Below are 26,614 nucleotides of genomic sequence, written 5' to 3' on the forward strand. Positions count from 1 at the left end.
TCCGCCGGCCCGTCGATGAACTTCTCCCGTCTGTTCATCCTCAGACCCGTGGCGACGTCGCTGCTGATGGTCGCGCTCGTGCTCGTCGGGCTGGTCGCGGTGCGCTTCCTGCCGGTATCTTCGCTGCCCGACGTCGACTACCCGACCATCCAGGTCCAGACCTTCTACCCCGGTGCCAGCCCGAACGTGATGGCGACCACCGTCACCGCGCCGCTCGAGGTCCAGCTCGGCGAGATTCCGGGCTTGCAGCAGATGGTCTCGTACAGTTCGGAAGGCGCGTCGGTAATCACGCTGCAATTCGATCTCTCGCTGAATCTGGACATTGCCGAACAGAACGTGCAGCAGGCGATCAACGCCGCCAACAGCTTTCTGCCGACCGGCCTGCCCGCGCCGCCGACTTACGCGAAGGTCAACCCGGCCGATCAGCCGATCCTCACGCTCGCGGTCACGTCGAAGTCCATGTCGCTGACGCAGTTGCAGGACGCCGCCAACAATCGTCTCGCCACCAAGATCTCGGAAGTGCCGGGCGTCGGTCTCGTCACGACGGCCGGCGGCAACGTGCCGGCCGTGCGCGTCGAAGCCGATCCGCAGAAGCTCGCAGCCTACGGCCTGAATCTCGACGATCTGCGCACCCTGCTCGCCAACGTCAACGTCAGCCAGCCGAAAGGCAATTTCGACGGTCCGGAGCTCGACTACACGATCAACGCCAACGACCAGATCGTAGACCCGCAAGACTATCTGGCCACCGTGATCGCCTATCAGAACGGCGCGCCGGTCTATCTGCGCGACGTCGCGCGCGTGAGCCAGGCGGCGCAGGATGTAGAGCGCGGCGCGTGGTACAACCGCACGCCGGCTATCGTGCTGAACGTGCAGCGTCAGCCGGGTGCGAACGTGATCGCCACTGTCGATCAGATCATGAAGCAGTTGCCGGCGCTCGAATCGACGCTGCCTGCCGGCCTGCAGGTGACGGTCGTGGCGAACACCACCGGCGTGATCCGCTCGTCGGTCTCGGACGCCGCATTCGAACTGGTGCTCTCGGTCGTGCTGGTCGTGCTGGTAATTTTCGTGTTCCTGCGCAACGTGCCCGCCACCATCATTCCGAGCATCTCCGTGCCGGTGTCGCTGATCGGCACGCTCGCCGTGATGTACCAGCTCAACTATTCGATCGACAACCTCTCGCTGATGGCGCTGATCATCGCAACGGGTTTCGTCGTCGATGATTCGATCGTGATGATCGAGAACATCGTGCGCTATCTGGAGGAAGGCAAGACGCCTCTCGAAGCCGCGCTCGAAGGCGCCGGGCAGATCGGCTTCACGATCCTCTCGCTGACGGTCTCGCTGATCGCGGTGCTGATCCCGCTGCTGTTCATGGGCGGCGTGATCGGCCGGCTTTTCAGCGAATTCGCGATCACGCTCGCGGTGACGATCGTGATTTCGGCGGTGGTCTCGCTGACCGTGGTGCCGATGCTGTGCGCGCGTCTGTTGCGCGCGCAGGCGCAACGCCATCCGAGCCGTTTCGAGCGCTTCAGCGAAGGCCTGTTCGACAGGACGCTCGCGGCTTACGAGCGTGGTCTGAACTGGGTGCTCGATCACCAGATGCTGACGCTGGCGGTCGCGCTCATCACCGTCGCGCTCACGGCGATCCTGTACATCGTGATTCCGAAGGGCCTGTTCCCGGTGCAGGACGTGGGCGTGATCCAGGGTATCAGCGTGGCCGACAACTCGGTTTCGTACACGGCGATGGTCCGGCGTCAAAGCGCCCTCGCCGACGCGATTCTGAAGGATCCCGACGTGGTGTCGCTCACTTCCTATGTCGGCATCGACGGGACCAATCCGACGCTGAACAACGGCCGCTTCCTGATCAATCTGCGCCCGCGCGACGACCGCTCGGTCACCGCCGAGGAAATCGGCCGTAGGATCCAGCAGGAAGTCGCCGAGGTGCCCGGCATTCGCCTGTATCTGCAACCCGAGCAGGATCTGACGCTCGACACCTCGGTTTCGCGCAACCAGTACAACTTCGTGCTGCGCGGGCCGAACCAGCAGGCCTTCAACCAGTACGTGCCGGCATTGATCGCGCGCATGAAGCAGATTTCGTCGATCACGGACGTCACGAGCGACCTGAACACCAACGGCCTGAGCGTGAACGTCGAAGTCAACCGCCAGCTTGCCGCGCGCTACGGCATCACCGCGGCCACGATCGACAACGCGCTGTACGACGCGCTCGGCCAGCGCATCGTCTCGACCATCTTCCAGCAGTCCGACCAGTACCGCGTGATTCTGGTGGCGAAGCCCGAAACGCTGCCTACGGTGCAGTCGATCGGCAATCTGTATCTGCCGAGCCAGACCAGCAGCAGCGGCCAGGTGCCGCTGTCGGGCATCGCGAAGATCAGCATCACGCAGTCGCCGCTGATGATCAGCCATCTCGCGCAGTTCCCGTCGGTGACAATCTCGTTCAACCTCGCGCAGGACGCGTCGCTCAGCGCCGCCGTCGCGCAGATCCGCGACGCCGAGCGCGCGGTGGAACTGCCGCCGTCGATCACGACCTCGTTCCAGGGCGCGGCACAGGCGTTCGAAGACTCGCTCTCGAGCGAGGTGTATCTGCTGATCGCCGCGCTGGTCGCCGTGTATATCGTGCTCGGCGTGCTGTACGAAAGCTACATTCACCCGGTGACGATCCTCTCGACGCTGCCCTCGGCCGGCATCGGCGCCCTGCTCGCGTTGATGATCGCGGGCAGCGACCTCGACGTGATCGGCATTATCGGCATCGTGCTGCTGATCGGCATCGTCAAGAAGAACGCGATCATGATGGTCGACTTCGCGCTCGAAGCGGAGCGCGTGCACGGCAAGCCGGCGCGCGAAGCGATCTTCGAAGCGTCGCTGCTGCGCTTCCGGCCGATCCTGATGACCACGCTCGCGGCCATGCTCGGCGCGCTGCCCATGCTGCTCGGCACCGGCACCGGCTCTGAACTGCGCCGGCCGCTCGGTCTCGCGATCATCGGCGGGCTGATGGTGAGCCAGGTGCTGACGCTGTTCACGACGCCGGTGATCTATCTGTTCTTCGACCGCCTCGCGCAGCGCGTGAACAGCCGGCGCCGCGCCGCGAGTGAGGGCGCCGCCGCGCCGCCGGAGAACACGCCGTGAACATCTCGGCGCTGTTCATCCGACGCCCGGTGGCGACCGCGCTGCTGGCGATCGCGATCCTGATTTCCGGCGCGCTCGCGTATTTCCGGCTGCCGGTTGCGCCGCTGCCTAACATCGCGTTTCCGGTAATCGCGCTGCAGGCGAACATGGCGGGCGCGAGCCCGGAAACCATGGCCGCGACCGTCTCCGAGCCGCTGGAGCGGCGCCTCGCCACCATCGCCGACGTGAACCAGCTGACCTCGATCAGTTACGTTGGCTCGTCGATGATCATCGTCGTGTTCGGTCTGAACCGCGATATCAACGGCGCGGCGCGCGACGTACAGGCCGCCATCCAGGCCGCGCGCGCCGATCTGCCGACCACGCTGCGCAGCAACCCGACGTATCGCCAGTACAACCCGGCCGGCGCACCGATCATGGTGCTCGCGCTGACCTCCGACACGCTGACCAAAGCGCAGCTCTACGACTCCGCCGATTCGGTGATCCAGCAGCAGTTGTCGCAGGTCGACGGCGTCGGGCAGATCACGCTGGGCGGCGGCGCGTTGCCGTCGGTGCGCGTCGAGTTGGAACCGGGCAAGCTGAACAGCTACGGCATCGGCCTGGAAGACGTGCGCGCCGCGATCGGCGCGGCGAACGCGAATAGCGCGAAAGGCCACATCGACCAGGGCGAGCAGCGCTATGTGGTCACGTCGAACGATCAGATCAGCAAGGCCGCGCCGTATCGCGACGTGGTGATCGCCTATCGCGACGGCGCACCCGTCCTGCTGCGCGATGTCGCTCAGGTGCGCGATTCGAACGAGAACATCCGCAACGCCGGACTCTACAACGGCAAGTCGGCGGTGCTCGTGATCGTCTATCCGACGCCGGGCAGCAACGTGGTGCAGACGGTCGAGCAGATCCGCTCGCGCCTGCCGATCATCGAAGCCGCGTTGCCGAGCGCGATCCACGTGAACGTTGCCATCGACCGCTCAGAGTCGGTGCGCGCTTCGGTGGCCGACACCGAGCGCACACTGTTCATCGCGGTGCTGCTGGTGGTGGGCGTGGTGTTCGTGTTCCTGCTGTCGCCGCGCGCCACGCTGATTCCGGCGGTCGCGCTGCCGCTCTCGATCGTCGGCTCGTTCGGACCGATGTATCTGCTCGGCTATAGCATCGACAATCTCTCGCTGATGGCGCTGACGATCGGCACCGGCTTCGTGGTCGACGACGCCGTGGTGGTGCTGGAGAACATCGTGCGGCATCTCGAAGCCGGTCTCGATCCGAAGGAAGCCGCGCTGCGCGGCAGCGCCGAGGTCGGCTTCACGGTGATCTCGATGAGCCTCTCGCTGATCGCGGTGTTTCTGCCAATCCTGCTGATGCCGGGCATTGTCGGGCTGCTGTTTCACGAGTTCGCTGTCACGCTCTCGATTGCGATCCTGCTGTCTCTGCTCATTTCGCTGACCATCACGCCGGTCATGTGCGCCTACCTGCTCAGCCGCGAGCGCACGATGCATCTGCAGTCGCGCTGGGCGTATTGGGTCGAGGCTCAGTTCGAGCGCTTCAAACAGGCCTATGCGCGCTCGCTGGCGGCGGCGCTCGACCATGCGCTCGCGGTCGTCCTGCTGCTGATCGGCCTGCTCGTGCTCAACGTGTTCCTGGTCCGGCTGCTGCCCGGGACGTTCTTTCCGGAGCAGGACACCGGCATCCTGATCGGCCAGATCATCGCCGACCAGAGCGTCTCGTTCAACGCCATGGAAAAGAAGCTCGCGCAATTGCAGGCAATCGTGAAGCAGGATCCGGCGGTGGCGTCGGTGGCGGGTTTCACCGGGGGGCGCGCACTGAACACGGCCAATGTGTTCATCGAACTGAAACCGCTCGCGCAACGCCATCTGTCGGCCACCGAGGTGGTCAACCGGCTACGCCCCAAACTCAATGCCGTCTCGGGCGCCCGGCTCTTCCTGCAGGCGCAGCAGGATCTGCAGATCGGCGGGCGCCAGGCCGCGGCCGAATACCAGTACACCCTCTCCAGCGACGATGCGAACGCGCTCTTCACCTGGGTGCCGAAACTCGTCACCGAACTCGGCAAATACCGTGCAAAACTGGAGGACGTGAATTCGGATCTGCAGCAGAACGGCTTGCAGACCTATGTGAACTTCAACCGCGCGACCGCCACGCGCTACGGCTTCCAGCCGAACCAGATCGACAACGTGCTGTACGACGCGTTCGGACAGCGCACCGTGTCGACCATCTACAACCCGCTCAATCAGTACTTTGTCGTGATGGAGGTTGCACCCGCCTACTGGCAATATCCGCAGGCGCTCAACCAGATTTTCCTCAGCACGTCCGCCGGCAACCCGAGCGGCACGCAGCAGACGCAGATGTCCAGCGCCACCGTCAAAGCCGTGCAGCAGGCGATGGCCGTGAGCAGCGCGTCGAGCACCAGCGCGAATACGAACTCCCTGAACGCCGACGCCGAAGCGAACCAGCAGACCAACAGCATCTCGAACAGCAAGGGCGGCAATTCCAGCGGCAGCGCGGATAGCACCGCAGCCGAAACGATGGTGCCGCTTGCCGCGATGATGACCTTCTCGAACAGCCACACCGCGACCCAGGTGAACCATCAGAGCGGGCTCGTGGCCGGCACCATCTCGTTCAATCTGCCGGCCGGCGGATCGCTGAGCGAGGCCGGCCAGCTCATTGCGCAGGCCGAGCGCGACATCGGCATGCCCGCTTCGGTGCATGGCGCGTTCGCGGGCGCCGCGCAAGCCTATGCGCAGTCGATGGGCGCCGTGCCGCTGCTGATTCTCGCCGCGCTGGTCGTCGTCTATATCGTGCTCGGCGTGCTGTACGAGAATACGGTGCACCCGCTCACGATCCTGTCCACGCTGCCGTCGGCGGGCATCGGCGCGACGCTCGCGTTGCTGATCTTCGGCACGCCCTTTTCGGTGATCGCGATGATCGGCATCATTCTGCTGATCGGTATCGTCAAGAAAAACGGCATCATGATGGTCGACGTCGCGATCCAGCTGCAACGCGAGGAAGGCCTGAATGCGCGCGATGCGATTCACCAGGCCGCGGTGGTGCGGCTGCGCCCGATCATGATGACGACCGCAGCCGCCGTGCTGGGCGCGGTGCCGCTTGCGATCGGCATCGGCCAGGGCGCGTCGCTGCGCCAGCCGCTCGGCGTAACGGTCATGGGCGGCCTGCTCGTGAGCCAGGTTTTCACGTTGTACACGACGCCGGTGATCTACCTGTACCTCGACCGGCTGCGCGCGCGGCTCGCGAGATGGTCAGCGCGCCTGCCGTGGAATCGCCGCGACGACGCACCGGACACGAGCGCATGATGAAGACGATCTTCCCCACCAGACTGGCCGGCGCATTGCTGGCGTTATCGGCTGTGTTGACGGGCGGCTGCATGGTCGGCCCCGACTACCATCGCCCGCCCGTCGCCACGCCCGCCGCGTGGAAGGAACTGCCTGGCTGGATCGAGGCGCAGCCCGCCGCCGAGCGCCCGAAAGGAGACTGGTGGACGGCCTTCAACGACCCGCTCCTCGATGAGCTCGAGCCGCTCGTCTCGGTGTCGAACCAGACCGTGCGCCAGGACTATGCGAACTACCAGCAGGCACTGGCCGAAGTGCGGCTCGCGCGCAGCGCGCTGTTCCCGACCATTGGCATAAACGGATCGGCCACCCGTGAACGTTCGGCTACAGGCAATCTGAGCAGCAGCCTGCTGGCCGGCGGAGGGGGCGCGAGCAGCTTCCAGCGCATCAACAACGCCGGCTCGCTCGAAGCCAACGCGAGCTGGGCGCCCGACTTGTGGGGTCTCGTGCGCCGCGACATCGAGCAAAGCGCAGCCACGGCGCAGGCGAGCCAGGCGACGCTCGCCAACGCCACGCTCTCCGAGCAGATCGCGCTGGCGAACGCGGTGATCGATCTGCGCGTAACGGATGCGAATATCGACCTGCTCACTCATACCGTGGATGCGTTCGAGCAATCGTTGCGTGTGGTCGCCGAGCAGGACAAGGCCGGCACCGTGCCGCCTTCCGATCTGGTGAGCGCGCAGACGCAACTGGAGTCGGCCCAATCGAGTCTGATTGCACTGGGCGTCGCGCGTGCTCAATACGTTCATGCGATCGCCGTGCTGGTCGGCAGGAATCCGGAAGCACTGGACGTACCCACGAATACCACGCTGCCCACGTTGCCGTCCGTTCCGGTCAGCCTACCGTCCACGCTATTGCAGCGCCGGCCCGATATTGCCGCCGCCGAGCGCCAGATGGCCGCGCAGAATGCCGCGATCGGCGTGGCCGTCGCAGCGTATTACCCGACGATTTCTCTATCGGCGCTGGATGGCTTCACGCAGTCGCCGTTGGCGGGCCTGCTGCACATCGCCAATTATGTCTGGTCGTTGGGCGGCCAGGCGAGCGAGACGCTTTTCGACGGCGGGCAGCGCAGCGCGCAGGTCGACGCGGCAAAAGCCTCTTACGACGCGGCCCTCGCCAATTATCGCGGCACGGTTCTGACGGCATTCCAGGGCGTGGAGAACGACCTCGCCGGCTTGCGTATTCTCGCGCAGCAAGCCGAGGTTCTGGAGCGCGCGGTGCGCGACGCGACGCGCGGCACCGAAATCGCGCGCAATGAATATCAGGCGGGCACGGTCGACTTCACGACCGTTGCGACGGCGCAAGCCACTCAGTTGAATCTTCAGCAGACGGCCTTGAACGTGCAGCAAACGCGGCTGCTCGATGCCGCGTCGCTGATCGGCGATCTGGGCGGCGGCTGGTCCGACAGCGAGCTTGGCGACCCTCGGAAGATGGGCCAACGGCAGGTGTCGCCTTAAGTCGGCATGCCTGAAGTAGGCTCGGCGTCAGGCTTCGTGGACAGCCGCAGGTAAGCCGCCGCCAGCCTGCGCAGTTCTTCTTCCGACGCGTCTTCAATGCCGATGAGATGATTGTCCGCGGCCCGATGCGAGGAAAGCAGCTCATTGAGTTTCAGGTGCAACGCAACGCTATCCTTGTTCTGACTCTGCTGAATCAGGAACACCATCAGAAAAGTGACGATCGTGGTGCCGGTGTTGATGACCAGTTGCCATCCGTCGGAATAATGAAAAATGGGCCCCGTGACGATCCATGCAATGACCGTCAACACGGCAAGACAGAACGCCGCGGGCGAACCGGCCCACCGCGTAACGAGGCTCGCGAATCTGTCGAATAGCTGCGTTACCGGATGACGACCTGCATAGGCGGGGCTCGATGTGTCCGGAACGGTGTCGAGTTCGTCGGTTGTCGAGGGTGCAACAGACTTGGTAGGCATAACCGGCTCCAGAAGGTTGGCCCGTTCCCTTCTGCAAAATCCATGCCCCACGGGTTGGTCTCCCGCTCCGCAAGGACAACACACGGTTCCAATACCGATTGCGCCGCCACGACGAGGCCCGCGTAGCGTAGATACCGGCAACGGATACCGGGTTTGCATTTTTTGCCAGTAAGAATGAATCTTTGCCGCTTATGCGCCCGCTACCGCGATGAGTTGAATACGGACCCACGCGCACTCCTCGCTAAAGCCTCGTACAATCTTCAAGGCGTCGATCACGCAAACCATCAGACCGTACACGGCGAGGTTCTGTTATAGCGAGATCTCTTCCGGCATGCCAACGGACTTTCTACAGCCGCTCTCATTGCAGCAATTCACCCTCATTCTTTCTCAGCGCGACTCGATGTCATGGAAAGCAATAGCAAACCCGCCCACACGGACGAACTCGGCTTGCGTCCGGCGAGGCCTGCGGATCATGCCGCTGAAAACGGCATTCTGCTGAGGCTCGCGCGGGCACAATCGGGATCGCGCGAACGGCTTTTGCAGGAAATCGCAGACGCCGCGCTGTCGCTTTGCAATGCGGGCAGTTCCGGCATCAGTCTCGTCGAAGGCGCGGATCCGGACAGGCAGTTTCGCTGGCTGGCGGTGGCAGGCTCGTGCGTCGGCTTGCAAGGTAAAACAACCGCATGGAACGAATGTCCGTGCCGGCTGGCACTGGAATCTGCAGCACCGCAATTATTCGTTCGGCCGCAAGACCACTTTCCCGGCTTGCGGTTTCCCGGTGTGGAGATTGCCGAAGGTCTGGTCGTGCCGATCCCGACCGACAACGGCTTCGTGGGCGCGATATGGGTAATGTCGCACACCTCGGCGCGCCGCTTCGATCTCGAAGACGTGCGTCTACTCTCGAACCTCGCCGTCTCCGCGGGTGCTGCGCTGACCACCGTCAATACCCGGGACACGGGCGAGGAAAGCGAGCGCCGGCATAGCGAGTTCATCGCCATGCTCGGGCACGAACTGCGAAACCCGATGGCTCCGATCGACAGCGCGGTCGGCGCCGCCAAGCAATTGTGCGCGGACAACGCGAGGGCGGTCGAGGTTCTGACCATCGCGCAGCGGCAGATGCGGCATCTGCGAACCCTGGTCGACGACCTGCTCGACGCCGCGCGGTTGAAGCACGGCAAGCTCGCCATCAAGCACAGCGATACTTCGCTCAACGAGATCGCGTTCGATGCCGTCACCGCCGTGAAGCATCACATACAGTCGCGGCGGCATTCGCTCACGCTGACCGGCCTCGAGACGCCGGTGCCGGTGCGGGCGGATCACGTCAGACTGAGCCAGGTGCTTGGCAACCTTCTTTCCAATGCCGCGAAGTACACGCCAATCGGCGGCACGATCGAACTCGCCGTCAGAGTCGCCGGGGACGGGCAGGAACCGGAGCGCAAGGAGGTAGTCGTCATCGAGGTGAAGGACAACGGGATTGGCATCGACAGTTCCATCCAGCCACGCGTCTTCGACCTCTTCGCCCAGTCGGCACGCGGTAATGCCCGGGCCGAGGGCGGCTTGGGAATCGGTCTCGCCGTCGCCAAGCGAATGGTCGAACTGCACGACGGCACGATTTCCCTGCGCAGCGAAGGAACCGGCAAAGGCACGTCGGTTACGTTGAAGTTGCCGATCTTGCGCTCGGGCGACGAGTTGCAGCCAAAGGCCGAGACTCCGCCGTCTGCCGGTCTCGGGCCTGTACGTCTGCTGCTCGTGGACGACAATGCGGACGCGTTGCAGTCCCTGGGTATCCTGATGGAACTCGAAGGACACCAGGTCACGATGTGCGACAGCGGGCGCGAAGCGGTCCGGCTGATCAGGGAGAATTTGCCCGAAGTCGCCATTATCGACGTGGGCATGCCGGATATGGACGGCTTCGACGTCGCCCATGCGGTGAGAGCCGACAGCGGGCTCGACGACGTCATGCTCGTGGCGCTGACCGGCTATGCGGCGGAATCCGACAAGTCGCGGGCCCTGGCCGCGGGTTTCGACTATCACCTCACCAAGCCGTTATCGCTCGACAAACTGCAGTACATACTCGCGAATCGGGCGGGCGGAAAACTCGGCGGTATCGTCTGATTCAGTGCGTTCGCCGGATCATCCGACTCAGTGAACCATCGTCACCGGCGTGACCGTTCGCCTTGCCAGCGACGCCAGCATGGCCAGCCTGCGAAAGAAACCCATATGGCTGGCGTCGATCACCATCACGTCGGGCCGGGTCGTGGCCGCGTACTCGGCAATCGCTTTCGTGCGGTGGCCGAAAACCCGTTTCCAGCGGTAGGGCACGCCGGCTTCTTCGAGAATCGTGCGGGCGTCGATCAACGCCTTCAGCATGACCTGCTTCTCGTGGCGCACGAGGAAACCACGCGAGTGGAAGGCTGCCGCCCGCCCTTCGCCAACCGGTTCGAGGACTTCCAGTAGTTCGACCTCCGTTACGCCGCGCTCGAGAAACATGAACGCGGCGTAGCGCGCGGCCTCGACGGCACCGCTATGGTCGAGGACAGGGATCAGCATTCGTATCATCGGGAAATCCTGGGTATCGGTCAGTTTGTACCTTGAGCTTAGCTAATGCCGTATTAACGCCGTGTAAAAAGTACGAGACCTTTTCGTTGACCACGGCGATGCGCTCAGGCCCCTATCGCAGCAGGATTCAGTTCGATATGCAGGATCACGAGCCAGCGCCTGGGGCAGTCCCCGGCGATCTGCAAATCCTGCTTGCCCTCGCCGCCCGTTGTCACAAAGCCCTTCTCGCGCGCGAAGCCGAATGCGCGCCGCGCGTCGGACTGCAGCCATAGCGTGATCAACCCGCACGTCAAACAGCTGAAGATCCAGATAGCTTCGGGTGGCAGCGCGGAGTCGAGTTGCTGGGCGGCGTAAGTGAAGAGCGTCGTGAGCACCTGATTGGTGACGAAAACGATGGCGACGACCTTGCACAGTCCCCTGAATATCAGGGCGGATCTTGTCGGTGTCATGGCATGTCAGTAAAAAAGCAGCCCCCCACTATACGGATCACGTCGTAAAGAGCGCGAAACGATTGCAGCAGCCCGCATAAATATTCCGTGAAATTCAACGCACGCCGACCAGCCGGTAGCCAACGCCAGACTCGGTAACGATGTGCTCCGGGCGCGCCGGATCGCGTTCGAGCTTGTGGCGCAGATGCCCCATGTAGATCCGCAGATAGTGGTGGTTATTGATTTGCAACGGGCCCCATACTTCGCCGAGCAGTTGCTCGTGCGTCAATACGTGCCCCGGGCGACGCACCAGCGCCGCGAGGAGCCGGTATTCGGTAGGACTGAGATGAACGACACGGCTGTCGCGCACCACTCGCCGCTCAGCGAGATCGACCGTCACCAGCCCGAAACGGACCTCCGGCGAACCGACCCGCCCGCCAGCAATCTGCCTGCGCAAATGGGCTCGAATCCGTGCTCCGAGCTCCGGCAATCCAAACGGTTTGGTCAGGTAGTCGTCGGCGCCGGCGTCGAGCGCGGCGACCTTGTCTTCCTCGCGGCTACGCGCCGACAGTACGATCACCGGCATCGCAGACCAGCCGCGCAACTCCCGGATCACGTCGATGCCCTCTCTATCCGTCAAGGCAGGATCGATGATGACGAGATCCGCGAGCCGTGTTGCGGCTTGCGCGAGGCCTTGCGCACCGGTTTGCGCATCGAAGACGCTCATCCCGTCCGCTTCGAGGTGCGTGCGAATGAAACGGCGTATGGTTTTGTCATCGTCGATCACAACGACTGTTATGGTGGGATCGCTCATAAAGACCGCGAGCGCGAGACGTCAATGCATGGGCTTGAGATCGTCCAGCGCGAGGTTGAGCTTCAGCACGTTCACGCGCGCCTCGCCAAAAATACCGAACTGCCGCCCCGACGTATTGGCGGCTATCAGATTGGCCACCTGATCGAACGGCAAGCTGCGGGCTTTCGCCACGCGCGCCGCCTGATAGGCTGCGGCGGCCGGGCTGATCTGCGGGTCGAGTCCGCTGCCCGAGGACGTCACCAGATCCACCGGCACCGGTTGCGACATGTCGTTGCCCGCGGCTTTCAATGCATCGAGACGGCCTTTGATTTCGTCGGCGAGCGCGGGGTTGGTCGGACCGAGGTTCGAACCACCCGAACTCTGTGCGTTGTACGGCATCGGGCTGGTGGCCGACAGGCGTCCCCAGAAATAATACGGCGCGTCGAACTGCTGGCCGATCAGTTCGGAGCCGACCGGCTTGCCATTCTTCTCGATCAGACTGCCGTTGGCCTGCGCCGCGAAGGCGGCGCGACCCAGGCCCGTCACGACGACGGGATAGACCACCCCGGTAATCACGGTCATCAGGATGAAAAGGACGAATACCGGGCGAATCAGCGTTTTCATGATGTGCTCTGTTTAGTGTCAAACCCAGCCGAACACGTTCAGCACCAGATCGATCAGCTTGATGAACGGAAACGGCAGCAGAATTCCGCCGAGTCCGTAAATCAGCAGATTGCGGCGCAGCAGCGACGCAGCGCCGAGCGGCCGGTACTTCACGCCCTTGAGGGCCAGCGGAATCAGCGCCACGATAATCAGCGCGTTGAAAATCACCGCCGACAGAATCGCCGACGAAGGCGAACTCAGATGCATCACGTCGAGCACGCGCAGTTGCGGATAGGTGGTCGCAAATGCCGCCGGGATGATGGCGAAATATTTGGCGACGTCGTTGGCAATCGAGAACGTGGTGAGCGAGCCACGCGTCATCAGCATCTGCTTGCCGATCTCGACGATCTCGATCAGCTTGGTCGGATTCGAATCGAGGTCGACCATGTTGCCCGCTTCTTTCGCGGCCTGCGTGCCGGTGTTCATCGCCACCGCGACGTCGGCCTGGGCGAGCGCCGGGGCGTCGTTGGTGCCGTCGCCGGTCATCGCCACGAGGCGCCCTTCGGCCTGGTGCGTGCGAATCGTCGACAGCTTCGCCTCGGGCGTCACTTCCGCGAGGAAATCGTCCACCCCCGCTTCGGCGGCAATCGCCGCGGCGGTCAGCCGGTTGTCGCCCGTCACCATGATGGTCTTGATGCCCATCTTGCGCAGTTCGGCGAAACGTTCCTTGATGCCGCCCTTCACGATGTCCTTCAACTCGATCACGCCCATGCAGCGCGCCCCGCTCTCGGCCGAGCTTTGCTGCGCGACCACGAGCGGCGTGCTGCCGCGCCGCGCGATGTCCGTCACCGCCGCGGTCAACTCAGGCGGAAAGCGGCCGCCGTGCGCTTCGACGTAATTCCTGATCGCATCCGCCGCGCCTTTGCGGATCTGACGGTCGGGCAAATCCACACCGCTCATGCGCGACTGCGCGCTGAACGCAAGAAAGGTGGCCTGCAGCGCGTGCATATCGCGTTCGCGGATATTGAAGCGTTGCTTTGCCAGCACGACGATGCTGCGGCCTTCCGGCGTTTCGTCGGCGAGCGACGAGAGCTGCGCGGCATCGGCGAGCATTTCCTCGCTAATGCCGGGTGCCGGCGTGAAAGCCGACGCCTGACGGTTGCCGAGCGTGATAGTGCCGGTCTTGTCGAGCAGCAGCACGTCGACGTCGCCGGCCGCTTCCACCGCGCGGCCTGACGTGGCGATCACATTGGCCTGCATCATGCGGCTCATGCCGGCCACGCCGATCGCCGACAGCAAGCCGCCGATGGTGGTCGGGATCAGGCACACCAGCAGCGCGACCAGTGCGGTAATCGTCACCACGTGGCCCGCTTTCGCGGCTTCGACCGAGAACATCGAGAACGGCAGCAACGTCGCCGTGGCGAACAGCAGCACGAGCGTCAGCGCGACCAGCAAAATGGTCAGGGCGATTTCATTCGGCGTCTTCTGACGCTTCGCGCCTTCCACCATCGCGATCATCCGGTCGAGAAACGCCTCGCCGGGATTCACGCTGACCCGCACCACGATCCAGTCCGACAGCACGCGCGTGCCGCCCGTCACCGACGAAAAGTCGCCGCCCGACTCGCGGATCACGGGCGCGGATTCGCCCGTGATCGCCGATTCGTCGACCGATGCCACGCCTTCGATCACTTCGCCGTCCGCCGGGATCACGTCGCCGCTTTCCACCAGCACGATGTCGCCTTTACGCAGATCGGTCGCCGTCGTGACGCGGATCGGCGACTTGGGGTGGGTGTCCTGCAGCTTCTTCGCCATCACGTCGCGCTTCGCGCCGCGCAGCGACGCCGCCTGCGCTTTCGAGCGCCCCTCGGCCAGCGCTTCCGCGAAGTTGGCGAACAGCACCGTGAACCACAGCCACAACGCGATGGCGAGAATGAACCCGGCGGCCGCCTCGGCCTGGCCGCCGAGCGCGGCGATCCAGAGCACGGTCGTCAGAATGCTGCCGACGTAGACGCAAAACATCACCGGGTTGCGCAACTGGTGCCGCGGTGCGAGCTTCCTGAACGAATCGACGAGAGCCGGCCGGGCAATCGCGGGGTCGAACATCGAGCGTGCGGCATTGCGTGCCTGACCGATGTTGCCGGGCTGATGAACCGGCGGTTGAAGTCCGTTGCTCATGCTGTCCTCTCAGTCAATGTCCCGCGACCATGATCAGATGCTCGACGACCGGGCCGAGCGCGAGCGCCGGCACGTAGGTCAGCGCGCCGACCAGTACGACCGTGCCGAGCAGCAGCACGACGAACAGCGGCCCGTGCGTTGGCAAGGTGCCGGCGGTCGCGGAGATACGCTTCTTGGCGGCAAGCGATCCGGCGATCGCCAGCACCGGCACGATCGAGCCGAAACGGCCGAACCACATGGCGATCGCCAGCGTGGAGTTGTAGAACGGCGTATTCACGGACAGCCCGGCAAACGCGCTGCCGTTGTTGTTGGCCGCCGAACTGTAGGCATACAGAATCTCGGAGAAACCGTGCGGCCCCGGATTGGCGATACCCGCTGTGCCGGCAGCGCTCAGCACGCCGACCGACGCGCCGACCAGCACGAGCAGCGGTGTCAGCAGCACAGCGATCGACACCATCTTCATCTCGTACGACTCGATCTTCTTGCCGATGTATTCCGGCGTTCGCCCGATCATCAGGCCGGCCACGAACACCGCCAGCAAGGCGAACACGAGCATGCCGTAGAGACCCGAGCCGACGCCGCCAAAAATCACTTCACCGAGCTCGATCAGCAGCAGCGGAACGAAGCCGCCCATCGGCGTGAGCGAATCATGCGTATTGAGCACGGCGCCGCACGAAGCCGCCGTGGTCGCGACCGTGAAGATGCCCGATTGCGCGATGCCGAAGCGGGTTTCCTTGCCTTCCATGTTGCCGCCGGTTTGCGTGGCCGACGCGCTTTGATCGACGTGCAGCGTCGCATACAGCGGGTTGCCGCTCTGCTCCGACGAAATCTCGCCCCAACACGCCACCGCGAACGCAATCGTCATCGCGGCCAGTACCGCATAGCCCTGACGCTGGTCGCCCACCATCCGGCCAAACACCAGGCACAGCGCAGCCGGAATCACCAGCATCGCAATCATCTGCACGAAATTGGCGAACGGTGTCGGGTTCTCATAGGGATGCGCCGAATTGGCGTTGAAGAAACCGCCGCCGTTCGTGCCGAGCATCTTGATCGCTTCCTGCGACGCCACCGGGCCCATTGCGATGGTCTGTTTGTCGGCCTTGTTGTCCACCATGACCGGATTGCCCTTGGCATCCTTGACGGGATTACCCTGGGCGTCGGTGTTCGGCGTCTGATAGGTCGTGACCTGCAGCGTCGGCACGTCTTCGTATGATTTGAAGTTCTGGATCACGCCCTGGCTGATGAACACCAGCGCGATCACCGTCGCGAGCGGCGCGAGGATATACAGCGTGATGCGCGTCAGATCGACATAGAAGTTGCCGATCGTCGCCGTGGTATGGCGGGCAAAGCCGCGGATCAAGGCGACGACGACAGCGATGCCGGTTGCCGCCGACAGGAAGTTTTGCACCGTCAGCGCGGCCATCTGCGTCAGATAGCTGACGGTGGATTCCGGCGTGTAGTCCTGCCAGTTCGTGTTGGTCACGAAACTGATCGCCGTGTTGAATGCGGCGTCCGGCGTCATCGGGCCGAAGCCCTGCGGATTGGCGGGCAGCCATTGCTGTACGCGCAGGAAGCCATACACCGCGAGCACGCCGAGCGTGTTGAACATCAGCACGGCCAGCGCATAGTGCTTCCACGACATCTCCGCCTCGGAATTCACACCGGCGAGCTTGTAGACCACCGCTTCGAGCGGGCGTCCAATGCGGCGCACCACGATCGACGAGCCGTCGAGTACCGCCGTCATGTAACGGCCGAGCGGAATCGCGAGCGCGATCAGCACGACGATATAAACGCCGGGCTGAAACAGGTTATTGAAGTTCATTCGAGTGCCTCCGCGCGCAATAACGCATACACGAGGTAGACGAACAGAATCAGCGTCGAGGCGGCCGCGAGCCACGTCATCCAGGTAGTCATGGACGGCCTCCGGGCGCGCGGCGAAGCTTGTCGCAGCCTGCTACGAAAGCGGCGGCCAGGGCGCTGAACGCAACGATTGCGATGATGTAAACCCGATCCATGACGGTGCCTCCCACAACGGACTTCCGCGCCCTGGATCGTAGGAGAAGCCGCGTAAACGCAGCGTAAATAGTGCGAGGTTCTCGTAAAAGATGCGGCGTGATGCGCGCAGCGGCGGCAGAGAAAGCGACTCATTACCCGCCCCGGAACAGACACGAAAAAAAAGTTGCCGATATTTTTGTATACCGCATACTTTGTTCCGCATCAAACATCTCTCTCCCCAACTCGTGCCGCGCCCGCAGCCGGCCCTTACATAATTGACTACGATGAAGAAATCGCTCTCTACAGCCGCCACGCTCGGCTGCCTCGCCTGGGCCGGTGCAGTCCATGCCCAAGGCAGCGTCACACTGTACGGCCTGATCGACACGTCCCTCGGCTATGTCAACAATCAAGGCGGCGGCAGCACCGTCGCCGCTTCCAGCGGTACGACGCGCGGCAGCCGGGTCGGCTTTCTCGGCTCGGAAGACCTGGGCGGCGGCACCAAGGCCATCTTCCGGCTCGAGAACGGTTTCGACGTGACCGACGGCTCGCTCGGTCAGGGTGGCCTGCTGTTCGGCCGCCAGGCGTACGTGGGGCTTGCCAACGACCGCTGGGGTCAGTTGACGATGGGCCGCCAGTACGAGTCGATGGTCGACTACGTGGCGCAACTCACCGCCGCCGACTGGTCCGTGTACATGGAACACCCCGGCGACATGGATCTGACCAACCGCGGCGTGCGCGTCAACAACGCGGTGCGCTACCAGAACAGCTACGGCGGTTTCACCGGCAGCGCGATGTACAGCTTTGGCGGCGTGGCCGGCAGCTTCGGCGAGAACAGCATGTGGAGCGTGGGCGGCAGCTACGCGCAAGGACCGCTCTACGTCGGCTTCGGCGCCACCTATGCGCGGCAGCCGGGCAATCTGTCGCCGGGCACGTTCTGGAAAGACACCAATTCCGCCGACGGCGCCTACGCGCTTGCCGCGCACTCTTTCCTGACGGTCGGCGGCGGCGCGTCGTACCGGTTCGGCGGACTGAAGGCCAGCGCGGACATTACCAGCACGACCTACAAGCAGGGCTTCGAAGGGCAGAACGTGCACTTCATGAACTACGAAGTGAACGGCCTGTACTCGTTCGGTCCAGCGCTCTCCGCCGGCCTTGGCGTGACCTACACGGACGGCACGGTCGACGCCACCAGCAGCGATCCCCGCTACATCCAGTACAACGCGATCGCGCAATACGCGCTGTCCAAGCGCACGCAGGTCTACGCGTTCGCCACTTATCAGCACGCAATGACCGCCGGCCTGGTCGCCCAGGTCACGCAGTTCATCTCGGCGTCGAACACGCAGAATCAGGCTGCGGCCGGCATCGGCCTGCGCCACGCGTTCTAGCCGCGAACCGTTTGCAAAGGGTTGGCGTCGCGATATAAACAGTATACAGTGTACCGAAATGCGCGCCACGCGCATTTGGACCAATGTCCCATCTTCACGAACAAGGAGTTTTTCATGGCCGAACTGATGAGCCGCGACGCGTTCCGCGGCGCACTGGAACAAGCGATCAAAGGCAAAAGCGCCAATCAGGCGCCGTTCAGCATCGCCTGGGCGAGTGGCAAGCTGAGCCGCGCGCATCTGGCGCGCTGGGCCGAGAACCATTACCACTACGTCGGTCCGTTCGCGGACTACCTGGGTTATCTGTACGCCCGCATGCCGGAGCACATGACCGAGGCGAAAGACTTCGTGCTCGCCAACATGTACGAAGAAGAGATCGGCGGCGACCGTCACACGGACCTGCTGATCCGCTTCGCGGAAGCATGCGGCACAACGCGCGCCCGCGTCACCGATCCGGACAACATGTCGCCCACCACGCGCGGCCTGCAAGGCTGGTGCTATTCGGTGGCAATGCGTGAAGACCCGGTCGTCGCGGTTGCCGCGCTGGTGGTGGGTCTCGAATCGCAGGTGCCGTCGATCTACCGCAAGCAGACGCCGACGCTGCGCGAGAAGTACAAATTCACGGACGAGGAAGTGGAGTTCTTCGACCTGCACATCGTGTCCGACGAGATCCACGGCGAGCGCGGCTACCAGATCGTGCTCGAACACGCGACGACGCCGGAACTGCAGCAGCGTTGCCTGAAGATCTGCGAAGTGGGAGCGCAGATGCGTCTGCTCTACACCACCGCGCTCTATTACGACTACGTGGAAAAGGAAATCCCGCTGCCGGAACTGGGCCTCGCAGCCTGACGGGTTCGATCGTCCGGGCGCGGGCCGCGTCCGGACGATTCTCATGGGCCACGGGCCGTGGGCAACCGGCGGATGAATCCATCCGCCGGACCGCAACGGCCGCATCGCTTCAGATGAGCTGGTTTTCCCAATTGCAGGACGCAACAGTCATGACGAACGCTCCCATCTATTCCAATCATATCGACGGCGAATGGTGCGCCAGCCTGTCCGGCCTCACCTTCGACAACCTCAATCCCGCCGATACGCGCGACCTCGTCGGCCGCTTTCAGGCGTCGAACGCAGCGGACGCGACAGCCGCCGTCAACGCGGCATCGACCGCTTTCGCGGGCTGGAAAAAGCTGTCGGTGACGGCCCGCGCGCAATATCTGCTGAAAGCGGCCGACTACCTCGAACAGCACGCCGGGCGTTTCGGCGACGAACTCACCCGCGAGGAAGGCAAGCCGCGCACGCTCGCACGCGACGAATTCATGCGCGCGGCGCAGACGCTGCGCTACTACGCGATCGAAGCGCAATCGTTCGGCGGCGAGACCTTCCCGAACGACGACCCGAAGATGAGCGTCTACACCTTGCGCGAACCGCTCGGCGTCGTCACCGTGATCAGTCCGTGGAATTTCCCGGTCTCGATTCCCGCGCGCAAGATCGCGCCCGCGCTCGTGTGCGGCAATACGGTCGTATTCAAGCCGTCGTCGGACGCGCCGCTTGCCGGGTTGCGCCTCACTGAAGCATTGGTCGAAGCCGGCCTGCCGCGAGGCGTCCTGAACTTCGTCACCGGCAAGGCCGGCGAGGTCGGCCCGGCGATCATCGAATCGCCGGCAATCCGCGCCATTTCGTTCACCGGCTCGACCGCCGCGGGCGAGCAGATCCATCGCGCCGCTTCGCTGTCCACGCGCACGCAGATGGAGCTCGGCGGTAAGAATCCGCTGATCGTGCTGGAAGAAAGCGACGTGCCTCTCGCGGTCGATCTGACCATCAAAGGCGGCTTTTCGCTGAGCGGCCAGGCATGCACCGGCACGAGCCGCGTGCTCGTCACACCGCAGGCCAAGGCGGCGTTCGTTGCGCAACTGGTCGAGAAGACTCTCACGCTGAAAATCGGCAACGGCATGTCGGCGGACGCGCAGATTGGCCCGCTTGCCACGGCCGGCCAGTTGCGCACGGTGCTCGCGTACATCGAGACCGGCAAAGGCGAAGCGAAGCTCGCGGCCGGCGGCGGGCAGTTGACCGACGGCGAATTCGCGCACGGCTATTACGTTCAGCCCACCGTGTTCGTCGACGTACCGCGCCATGCGCGGATCGCACGCGAGGAAATTTTCGGCCCCGTGATCGCGGTGATCGACGTAGCCGATTACGCCGATGCGATCGCCGTGGCCAACGACACCGAATACGGCCTCTCGGCCGCGCTCGTCACGCGCGACGCCGCGCTGATGGAACGCTTCGCCGGCGACATCGAAGCCGGCACGGTGAAGATCAACCGCACCACTACCGGCAATCTCGTGAACGCGCCGTTCGGCGGACTGAAGCGTTCGAGCACGGCCACGTTCCGCGAGTCGGGGCGGGACGGCCTCGAGTTCTATCTGCAAACCAAGACCGTCTATCGCGGCGTCTGACGCCACCGGATCCACTCATTCGTCTTTGCCTCTCATGAAACCTTTCTTCAAACTCGAACTGGCCGAAGCGCGTCACATGATCGCCGCGGCCATTGCCCGGTCGCAGGAAATCGGTGTGCTCGAAACCATCTGCATCACGGACGAAGGCGGTTTTCCGCTCGCCATGGAACGCATGGACGGCGGCCGCGTCACCGGTCCGCAAATCGCATGGAACAAGGCGTTCACCGCGGCGGGCCACAAGCGCTCGACACATCTGTTCAACACGGCGCCGAACGGCCCCGCGCTGCCCGGCAACGAAGCCTTCGGCATTCAATGGAGCTTTGACGGCAAGTTCGCCGTGTTCGTCGGCGGCTTTCCGATCGTGGTCGACAACGAGGTGGTAGGCGGCATCGGTCTGAGCGGCGGCAACGGCGAGCAGGACACCGCCGCGGGCCTCGCCGGTCTCGCCGCGCTGCGCGACCTGCTGCGCGAGTCGGGCCGCGAGGTTCTCGTTCAAAGCGATATCAAGCTGTAACTGGCGCGGAGGTGCAGCCGTGAATCATCAGGTAACCTGGCTCGAGGAAGGATGCACGTTCGACGCCGCCGACGGCGAGACCGTGCTCGACGCCGCCGTGCGCGCCGGTGTGATGTTGCCTTCCGAATGCTGTTTCGGCGCGTGCGGCACCTGCCGCGTCAAGCTGCTGAGCGGCGCCGTGCGCTACGACGAGATGCCGCCGGGACTCTCCGAACAGGAGACGGCAGAAGGCTATGCGTTGGCGTGCCAGGCACGCGCCGCCTCGGCGCTCGTCGTCAGCACGGACCGGCCGCTCGCCTCGCCGGTGCCGGCGGCGAGGCACAGCGCGTCGGTCGTTGCGCTCGAACACGCCGCCGACCGCGTGGTCAAGCTCACGCTTGCCATCGACGGACAGGAGCGCATCGCTTTCCGGCCGGGGCAATACATGCATGTGCATCTCGGCGAAGCTGGAGTGCGCAGCTTTTCGATGGCCTCGTCTCCGAACGAGGCGACGGTCGCGTTCCACATTCGCAGGATCGAAGGCGGCTATTTCACCGACGGGCGCCTCGCAACGCTCGCGGTAGGCGACACGCTCGACGTGGAATTGCCGCTCGGCGGCTTCGGCTATCACGAAGAGGACTACCGCCCGATCGTGATGATCGCGACCGGCACCGGCATCGCACCGCTCTACGCGATGCTGGGCGAACTGCTCGCGGATGCGGACCGTCCGCCGATTGCACTGTTCTGGGGCGGACGCACGCCACAAGACCTGTATCTGCATGACACGCTCGCGGCGCTCGCCGCGCAGCACGACGATTTCGACTACACGCCGGTGTTGTCGCGAGCGGGTGCTTCGTGGACCGGCGCGAGAGGGTACGTACAACAGGCGGTCAGTGCGCAGTTTCCCGACCTGTCCGAGCACGCGGTCTATGCGTGCGGTTCGCCCGACATGATCGCCTCGGCCAAGCGCGCGTTCGCCGAACTCGGCGTCAGCGCCCGTTATTTCTACGCCGACGGCTTCACGTTCCAGCAGGCCACGTCGGACGTGCAGGCCTGAACGGCACCGGCCGCCGGGCATGGCGGCCGGTGCCGGGTTGTCGTAGCGCGCCGGCATAACAACACGAAAAACACGAAAACGGCAGCAAGCAGGGACAGATTCATTTAGTCATCCAAATCGATTACCGGCCGATTCCGGATGATTTTCCGTTCCGCACCACGAAAAAAGACGTCCTGCTTTTTTGACACGCATCAAGCTGCACATAGTATACCGAAACAACCACTCTTATCCCTCTTACACACTGAGGTTCCCCCCCATGCACCTCCTTTCGTCACTTACGCCGGCCCATTACTGTTATTTGATAGGTGTGGTTGCCATCATCGCGACAATGATTTTCCGGGCCAATGTCGTCGTCCCCGCGATTCTTGCTACCTTCGCGGTGGCCGTCGCCTCGTCGGGCAAACTGCTGACGGGCCTGCAGGCCATTTTCATGGGCAGCCTGACGGCCGCGCACGAACTGTTCAACATTTTTCTCGTGATCGCGCTGATGACCGCGCTGCTCAACGGCCTGCGCGAAATCGGCGCCGACGTGCGCATGGTCCGTCCGTTCAAGCGGATCATGGTCAATGGTCACGTGGCGTTCTTTATCCTCGCGTTGATCACCTACCTGATCTCGCTGTTCTTCTGGCCGACGCCGGCCGTGCCGCTGGTCGGCGCCATCCTGATTCCCGCCGCGATCTACGCGGGCCTCTCGCCGCTCGGCGCGGCGGCCGCCATTGCGATTGCCGGCCAGGGCATGGCGCTTTCGTCGGATTACGTGATCAAGGTCGCGCCCGGCATCAGCGCGAAGGCCGCCGGCACCGATATGCTGGCTGTCGCCAACATGGCCTTTCTGCTTTCGGTCGTGGCGGGCGTGGTGGCGCTCGGCATGACGTGGTTCCTGACCGTGCGGCGCAGCGTGCGCAAGCCCGGCACGGCCAATCTGATCGCATGGGAAGCGCAAGGCGAACCGGGCGCGGCAGAGACCGAGGCGCAACTGCACCAGGGCAGCTTCGCCAAGGCCGAACTGGCTCGCAGCACGAGCGGCGGACTCCTGAACGAGCCGCAACCGGCGCTCGCATCGGCAGGCGGTGGCGCGGCGCTGGCCATGCCCGGCATGATGAGCGGCGCTGCGATGTCGCGCCAGGAAATGTGGTCCAAAATCTTCTCGATCGTCACGCCGCTCGCGTTTCTCGCCGTGGTGGTCGTCATGACCCGTCCGCAGATCATCGGCGCGGACGCGATCCGCGGCGGCGACGCAGCCGCGCTGATCGGCGGCATGGCCGCGATCCTGATGATGCTGACCACGCTGTCGAACGGACGCCGCGGCTTTCTCGACCGCACGGCGGAACACATCATCGACGGCCTCGTGTTCGCCTTCAAGGCGATGGGCGCGGTGCTGCCGATCGCGGGCTTCTTTTTCGTGGGCGACAGCAGCACGGCGGGCACGATTCTCGGCATTGCGCCGGGCCAGCATGTGCCCTCGCTGCTGTTCGAACTGGTCCAGGCATGCAGCCAGTTCATTCCGCAAAGCCCGGTGTTCGTGTCGTTCGGGGTATTGCTGACCGGCATGGTGACCGGCATCGACGGTTCGGGTTTCGCGGGACTGCCGCTCACGGGTTCGCTCGCAGGCGCGCTCGCGCCGATGGCGCACATGCCCGCGGCCACGCTCGCGGCGATCGGCCAGATGGGCGCGGTGTGGACGGGTGGCGGCACGCTCATCGCGTGGTCCTCGCTGATCGCGGTGACCGGTTTCGCCCGGGTTCCCGTGCTCGAAGCCGTGCGCGCGCTTTTCCTGCCGGTCGTTTGCGGCCTGATCGCGGCCACTGTCGTCGCGATTGCGATCAGTTGAAGGAACACTTTTCCGATGACGTTCCCCGGCTTGCCGGCCCCGCTCGCTCACGACGGCTGGGCCGTTCTGCAAATCGTGTTCTTCAATGTGCTGCTAGGCGGCGACAACGCAATCGCCATCGCAATGGCCTGCCGCACGCTGGCGCCGCGCCAGCGGCGCATCGGCATCATGCTCGGCACGGTCCTCGGCATCGTGCTGCGGCTGCTGCTGATCGGCGTGATCGGCGCGGTGCTCGCCGTGCCGTACATGCACGTGATCGCCGCCGCGCTGCTGGTATGGATCGGCGTGCAGATGCTCCGGCATCAGGACGACGAGGAGACCACGCACGCCGCCTCGGCGCTGTGGCGCGCGGTTCTCACGATCGTCTGCGCCGACTTCGCGATGAGTCTCGACAACGCGCTCGCCACGGCAGCCATCGCGCAAACGCTGCCGGAAGCATCGCGGCTGTTCTATGTGTTCGTGGGTCTCGCGGTCGGCGCACCTGTCATCGCTTTCGGCAGCAACGCGATGATCGTGCTTCTGCAGCGTGTGCCTGCGCTGACCTACGTGGGCGCGGCGCTGCTCGGCTGGGTCGCGGGCGACATGGTGCAGGCCGATCGCCACGTCGATAACGCGTTGCAGCAGATTGGCGGCGGCACGGCGGTCGCGCAGTTCGGCATCGATGCGGGATTTCTGGTCAGCGTGGCGGTCGCCGTGCTGGTGCCGCTTCTTGGCCACCTGCTCATGCGGCGGCAGGCGCAACAAGGTTGACGGGCGGCGGCGCGCGCCGGTTTCAGCGGAGCGCGCCGCACCGGCAATTCATCCGCCTTGACCGGCACGTCCGTTGCCGGCGCCCTTCTCTCCTCTGGCAACCAGTTCGATCAGCGGCAAGCGCGCGACAACCACGCACGCCACGACCATCAATCCCGCAATCACGATGAATGCATGTTCGACCGATGCAGCGAGCGCATGGCGTGCGGCAAGCATGAGCGGCCCGGCGGCGACGCCGGCCGCGTGTGCATGCGCGACGATGGCCGCGCCCTGTGCCGGATCGAGCAGCGACTGCGGATCGAGCAGCGCCGCGCCCCATGCTTCGCGCGCGCCCGGCGACGCAGCATCGAGCAGCGGCGCCGCGTCAGCGCGATACAGCGCGCGCACGACGCTGCCCGCGATCGCCGTGCCAAGCATGCCGCCCACCATGCGCGCCGACTGGATCATCGCCGTGGCAATGCCCAGATGCGTCTTGCCCGCTACCTGCTGCGCGAACACAGTGAGATTCGGCATCACGAAGCCGATCCCGAGGCCGGCCGCCAGCATCGATACGATGAAGCCGGCGCCGTGGCGGTCGCCGGTGGCGTAAAGCCCCGCACATGCCGCGCCGAGCAGCGCAAAGCCGGCATACAGCATGACGTTCGGCCGCTTGAGCCGGGTGACGATCCGCGTATTGGCGATCGTACCCACGGTGATGAACGTGACGAACGGCGTGATCGAGACACCCGCCGCGCTGGCCGACATCCCGAGGCCGCCTTGCAGCAGCAACGGCACGTAGAACAGCAGTGCGAACATGGCGACGCCCAGCAACGCGGACAGACCGAGCAAGGTGCCGATCGCGCGCCCGCGCAGCAGGGGCAGAGGCAAAACCGGATCCGCGGCGCGCGCTTCCTCGCGCAGAAGCAGCACGACCGCGCCCGCCGCGACTGCCGCGAGTAACGCGATGCGCCACAGCGATGCACCGTCCGATAACGACTCGACCAGCATCTGCGAGGCGCCCAGCGAAATCGCGATCAGCAGCGCACCGCGCCAGTCGGGTCGGAGCGCCGCGCCGCGCGGCGGCACGATGCGCGGCAGATAGCGGCTCACCAGCAGCAGGCTCGCCAGTCCCACCGGCAGATTGACGAGAAACGCCGAGCGCCAGCCATAGTGCTGACTCAGAAAACCGCCGAGCGACGGCCCGAGCGCATTGGCCACCCCGAATGCGCTCGAGAACAGAACCTGCCAGCGCAGGCGCACCACCGGATCGGGAAACAGATCGGGAATCGACGCAAAGCAGGTGCCGACCAGCATGCCGCCGCCAATGCCTTGCAACGCGCGAAACACCACGAGCTGCGTCATGCTGCCGGCCACGCCGCACAGCACGGAGGCCAGCGTGAACAGCACGATCGCCGTGACGACCAGCGGCTTGCGGCCAAGCCGATCGCCCAGCCGTCCGAAGATCGGCACGGTGATGACCGAAGTCAGCAGATAGGCTGTCGCAACCCACGCGTACAGATCAAAACCATCCAGTTCGGCGACGATGGTCGGCAGCGCGGTGCCGACCACGGTCTGGTCGATGGCGACCATCATCACGACCGTGGACAGCCCGAGCATGGCGAGCAGCGACTGCCGGAACGTGCGCGGCGCGCCGGAAACGGCCGGGACGGCCAGCTCACGGGAGACGTTCAT

At 64.4% G+C, this 26,614-nt stretch carries 20 protein-coding genes; 11 read left to right on the plus strand and 9 right to left on the minus strand.

Annotation, left to right across the window (positions count from 1 at the left end; translation table 11 throughout):
- The first annotated feature begins 15 nt into the window (after nt 1–15).
- From NE850_RS04825 to NE850_RS04835, 3 genes are read left to right on the plus strand one after another with little or no spacing between them, the layout of a single operon-like run.
- Nucleotides 16–3,141 (plus strand): efflux RND transporter permease subunit, encoded by a 3,126-nt coding sequence (locus tag NE850_RS04825; RefSeq protein WP_007176806.1) that lies wholly within the window; start codon nt 16–18, stop codon nt 3,139–3,141.
- Nucleotides 3,138–6,458 carry an efflux RND transporter permease subunit gene (locus tag NE850_RS04830; RefSeq protein WP_007176805.1) on the plus strand — a complete coding sequence of 1,107 codons (3,321 nt, stop codon included), beginning with the start codon at nt 3,138–3,140 and terminating at the stop codon, nt 6,456–6,458. Before NE850_RS04825 ends, NE850_RS04830 begins: the two co-directional genes overlap by 4 nt.
- Nucleotides 6,455–7,951 (plus strand): efflux transporter outer membrane subunit, encoded by a 1,497-nt coding sequence (locus tag NE850_RS04835; RefSeq protein WP_007176804.1) that lies wholly within the window; start codon nt 6,455–6,457, stop codon nt 7,949–7,951. Before NE850_RS04830 ends, NE850_RS04835 begins: the two co-directional genes overlap by 4 nt.
- Here NE850_RS04835 and NE850_RS04840 read toward each other — a convergent pair.
- Nucleotides 7,948–8,424, minus strand: a complete 477-nt coding sequence (locus NE850_RS04840) for a low affinity iron permease family protein (RefSeq protein WP_007176803.1) — start codon at nt 8,422–8,424, stop codon at nt 7,948–7,950. The genes NE850_RS04835 and NE850_RS04840 overlap by 4 nt on opposite strands.
- A gap of 405 nt (nt 8,425–8,829) precedes the next feature.
- Here NE850_RS04840 and NE850_RS04845 point away from each other — a divergent pair, with 405 nt between their 5' ends.
- Entirely contained in the window at nt 8,830–10,539 is a 1,710-nt protein-coding gene (locus NE850_RS04845) for an ATP-binding protein (RefSeq protein WP_007176802.1), read from the plus strand.
- A 27-nt stretch (nt 10,540–10,566) separates the two neighbouring features.
- Here the strand turns inward: NE850_RS04845 and NE850_RS04850 are convergent, their stop codons facing one another.
- The 7 genes from NE850_RS04850 to kdpF form a co-directional block, all read right to left on the minus strand.
- Nucleotides 10,567–10,974: a universal stress protein gene (locus NE850_RS04850; protein ID WP_405044797.1), complete on the minus strand. Its 408-nt coding sequence runs from the start codon at nt 10,972–10,974 to the stop codon at nt 10,567–10,569.
- Nucleotides 10,975–11,087: 113 nt separating this feature from the next.
- Nucleotides 11,088–11,432, minus strand: a complete 345-nt coding sequence (locus NE850_RS04855; RefSeq protein ID WP_007176800.1) for a hypothetical protein — start codon at nt 11,430–11,432, stop codon at nt 11,088–11,090.
- Nucleotides 11,433–11,526: 94 nt separating this feature from the next.
- Nucleotides 11,527–12,225, minus strand: a complete 699-nt coding sequence (locus tag NE850_RS04860) for a response regulator (protein ID WP_310698495.1) — start codon at nt 12,223–12,225, stop codon at nt 11,527–11,529.
- Between the two features lie 21 nt (nt 12,226–12,246).
- A complete protein-coding gene (kdpC, locus tag NE850_RS04865; RefSeq protein WP_007176798.1) occupies nt 12,247–12,828 on the minus strand; it encodes a potassium-transporting ATPase subunit KdpC in 582 nt (193 codons plus the stop codon).
- A gap of 18 nt (nt 12,829–12,846) precedes the next feature.
- Entirely contained in the window at nt 12,847–14,910 is a 2,064-nt protein-coding gene (gene kdpB, locus NE850_RS04870; protein ID WP_165189622.1) for a potassium-transporting ATPase subunit KdpB, read from the minus strand.
- 85 nt (nt 14,911–14,995) lie between these two features.
- Nucleotides 14,996–16,804: a potassium-transporting ATPase subunit KdpA gene (gene kdpA / locus NE850_RS04875; RefSeq protein WP_007176796.1), complete on the minus strand. Its 1,809-nt coding sequence runs from the start codon at nt 16,802–16,804 to the stop codon at nt 14,996–14,998.
- A complete protein-coding gene (gene kdpF / locus NE850_RS04880; RefSeq protein ID WP_007176795.1) occupies nt 16,801–16,896 on the minus strand; it encodes a K(+)-transporting ATPase subunit F in 96 nt (31 codons plus the stop codon). The genes kdpA and kdpF overlap by 4 nt, the downstream gene beginning before the upstream one ends.
- A 365-nt stretch (nt 16,897–17,261) precedes the next feature.
- Here kdpF and NE850_RS04885 point away from each other — a divergent pair, with 365 nt between their 5' ends.
- From NE850_RS04885 to NE850_RS04915, 7 genes are all read left to right on the plus strand, one after another.
- Nucleotides 17,262–18,362: a porin gene (locus NE850_RS04885; protein ID WP_007176793.1), complete on the plus strand. Its 1,101-nt coding sequence runs from the start codon at nt 17,262–17,264 to the stop codon at nt 18,360–18,362.
- Between the two features lie 114 nt (nt 18,363–18,476).
- The gene (locus NE850_RS04890; protein WP_007176792.1) at nt 18,477–19,208 is read left to right on the plus strand and encodes a TenA family transcriptional regulator; all 732 of its coding nucleotides are present in this window, start codon (nt 18,477–18,479) and stop codon (nt 19,206–19,208) included.
- 149 nt (nt 19,209–19,357) lie between these two features.
- Nucleotides 19,358–20,812: an aldehyde dehydrogenase family protein gene (locus NE850_RS04895; RefSeq protein ID WP_007176791.1), complete on the plus strand. Its 1,455-nt coding sequence runs from the start codon at nt 19,358–19,360 to the stop codon at nt 20,810–20,812.
- A 34-nt stretch (nt 20,813–20,846) separates the two neighbouring features.
- Nucleotides 20,847–21,326 (plus strand): heme-binding protein, encoded by a 480-nt coding sequence (locus tag NE850_RS04900; protein WP_165188125.1) that lies wholly within the window; start codon nt 20,847–20,849, stop codon nt 21,324–21,326.
- A gap of 19 nt (nt 21,327–21,345) precedes the next feature.
- Entirely contained in the window at nt 21,346–22,362 is a 1,017-nt protein-coding gene (locus NE850_RS04905; protein ID WP_007176789.1) for a 2Fe-2S iron-sulfur cluster-binding protein, read from the plus strand.
- A gap of 256 nt (nt 22,363–22,618) precedes the next feature.
- Nucleotides 22,619–24,193 carry a hypothetical protein gene (locus NE850_RS04910; protein ID WP_007176788.1) on the plus strand — a complete coding sequence of 525 codons (1,575 nt, stop codon included), beginning with the start codon at nt 22,619–22,621 and terminating at the stop codon, nt 24,191–24,193.
- Nucleotides 24,194–24,208: 15 nt separating this feature from the next.
- Entirely contained in the window at nt 24,209–24,943 is a 735-nt protein-coding gene (locus NE850_RS04915) for a YjbE family putative metal transport protein (RefSeq protein ID WP_310698496.1), read from the plus strand.
- 48 nt (nt 24,944–24,991) lie between these two features.
- On the opposite strand, the gene NE850_RS04920 is transcribed toward NE850_RS04915, so the two are convergent.
- On the minus strand, nt 24,992–26,614 hold the full coding sequence (locus NE850_RS04920; RefSeq protein WP_165188123.1) for an MFS transporter: 1,623 nt from the start codon (nt 26,612–26,614) through the stop codon (nt 24,992–24,994).

It is taken from the genome of Paraburkholderia sp. USG1, assembly GCF_031570135.1.
GTDB lineage: Bacteria > Pseudomonadota > Gammaproteobacteria > Burkholderiales > Burkholderiaceae > Paraburkholderia > Paraburkholderia dioscoreae.

What these genes read in the sequence shown, in the direction of transcription:
- kdpC (WP_007176798.1), bottom strand. Translation starts at nt 12,828, where the DNA reads ATGAAAACGCTGATTCGCCCGGTATTCGTCCTTTTCATCCTGATGACC.
- kdpB (WP_165189622.1), bottom strand. Translation starts at nt 14,910, where the DNA reads ATGTTCGACCCCGCGATTGCCCGGCCGGCTCTCGTCGATTCGTTCAGG.
- NE850_RS04855 (WP_007176800.1), bottom strand. Translation starts at nt 11,432, where the DNA reads ATGACACCGACAAGATCCGCCCTGATATTCAGGGGACTGTGCAAGGTC.
- NE850_RS04850 (WP_405044797.1), bottom strand. Translation starts at nt 10,974, where the DNA reads ATGCTGATCCCTGTCCTCGACCATAGCGGTGCCGTCGAGGCCGCGCGC.
- NE850_RS04900 (WP_165188125.1), top strand. Translation starts at nt 20,847, where the DNA reads ATGAAACCTTTCTTCAAACTCGAACTGGCCGAAGCGCGTCACATGATC.
- NE850_RS04860 (WP_310698495.1), bottom strand. Translation starts at nt 12,225, where the DNA reads ATGAGCGATCCCACCATAACAGTCGTTGTGATCGACGATGACAAAACC.
- NE850_RS04845 (WP_007176802.1), top strand. Translation starts at nt 8,830, where the DNA reads ATGGAAAGCAATAGCAAACCCGCCCACACGGACGAACTCGGCTTGCGT.
- NE850_RS04915 (WP_310698496.1), top strand. Translation starts at nt 24,209, where the DNA reads ATGACGTTCCCCGGCTTGCCGGCCCCGCTCGCTCACGACGGCTGGGCC.
- NE850_RS04890 (WP_007176792.1), top strand. Translation starts at nt 18,477, where the DNA reads ATGGCCGAACTGATGAGCCGCGACGCGTTCCGCGGCGCACTGGAACAA.
- NE850_RS04885 (WP_007176793.1), top strand. Translation starts at nt 17,262, where the DNA reads ATGAAGAAATCGCTCTCTACAGCCGCCACGCTCGGCTGCCTCGCCTGG.
- kdpF (WP_007176795.1), bottom strand. Translation starts at nt 16,896, where the DNA reads ATGACTACCTGGATGACGTGGCTCGCGGCCGCCTCGACGCTGATTCTG.
- NE850_RS04825 (WP_007176806.1), top strand. Translation starts at nt 16, where the DNA reads ATGAACTTCTCCCGTCTGTTCATCCTCAGACCCGTGGCGACGTCGCTG.
- NE850_RS04895 (WP_007176791.1), top strand. Translation starts at nt 19,358, where the DNA reads ATGACGAACGCTCCCATCTATTCCAATCATATCGACGGCGAATGGTGC.
- NE850_RS04835 (WP_007176804.1), top strand. Translation starts at nt 6,455, where the DNA reads ATGATGAAGACGATCTTCCCCACCAGACTGGCCGGCGCATTGCTGGCG.
- kdpA (WP_007176796.1), bottom strand. Translation starts at nt 16,804, where the DNA reads ATGAACTTCAATAACCTGTTTCAGCCCGGCGTTTATATCGTCGTGCTG.
- NE850_RS04910 (WP_007176788.1), top strand. Translation starts at nt 22,619, where the DNA reads ATGCACCTCCTTTCGTCACTTACGCCGGCCCATTACTGTTATTTGATA.
- NE850_RS04840 (WP_007176803.1), bottom strand. Translation starts at nt 8,424, where the DNA reads ATGCCTACCAAGTCTGTTGCACCCTCGACAACCGACGAACTCGACACC.
- NE850_RS04920 (WP_165188123.1), bottom strand. Translation starts at nt 26,614, where the DNA reads ATGAACGTCTCCCGTGAGCTGGCCGTCCCGGCCGTTTCCGGCGCGCCG.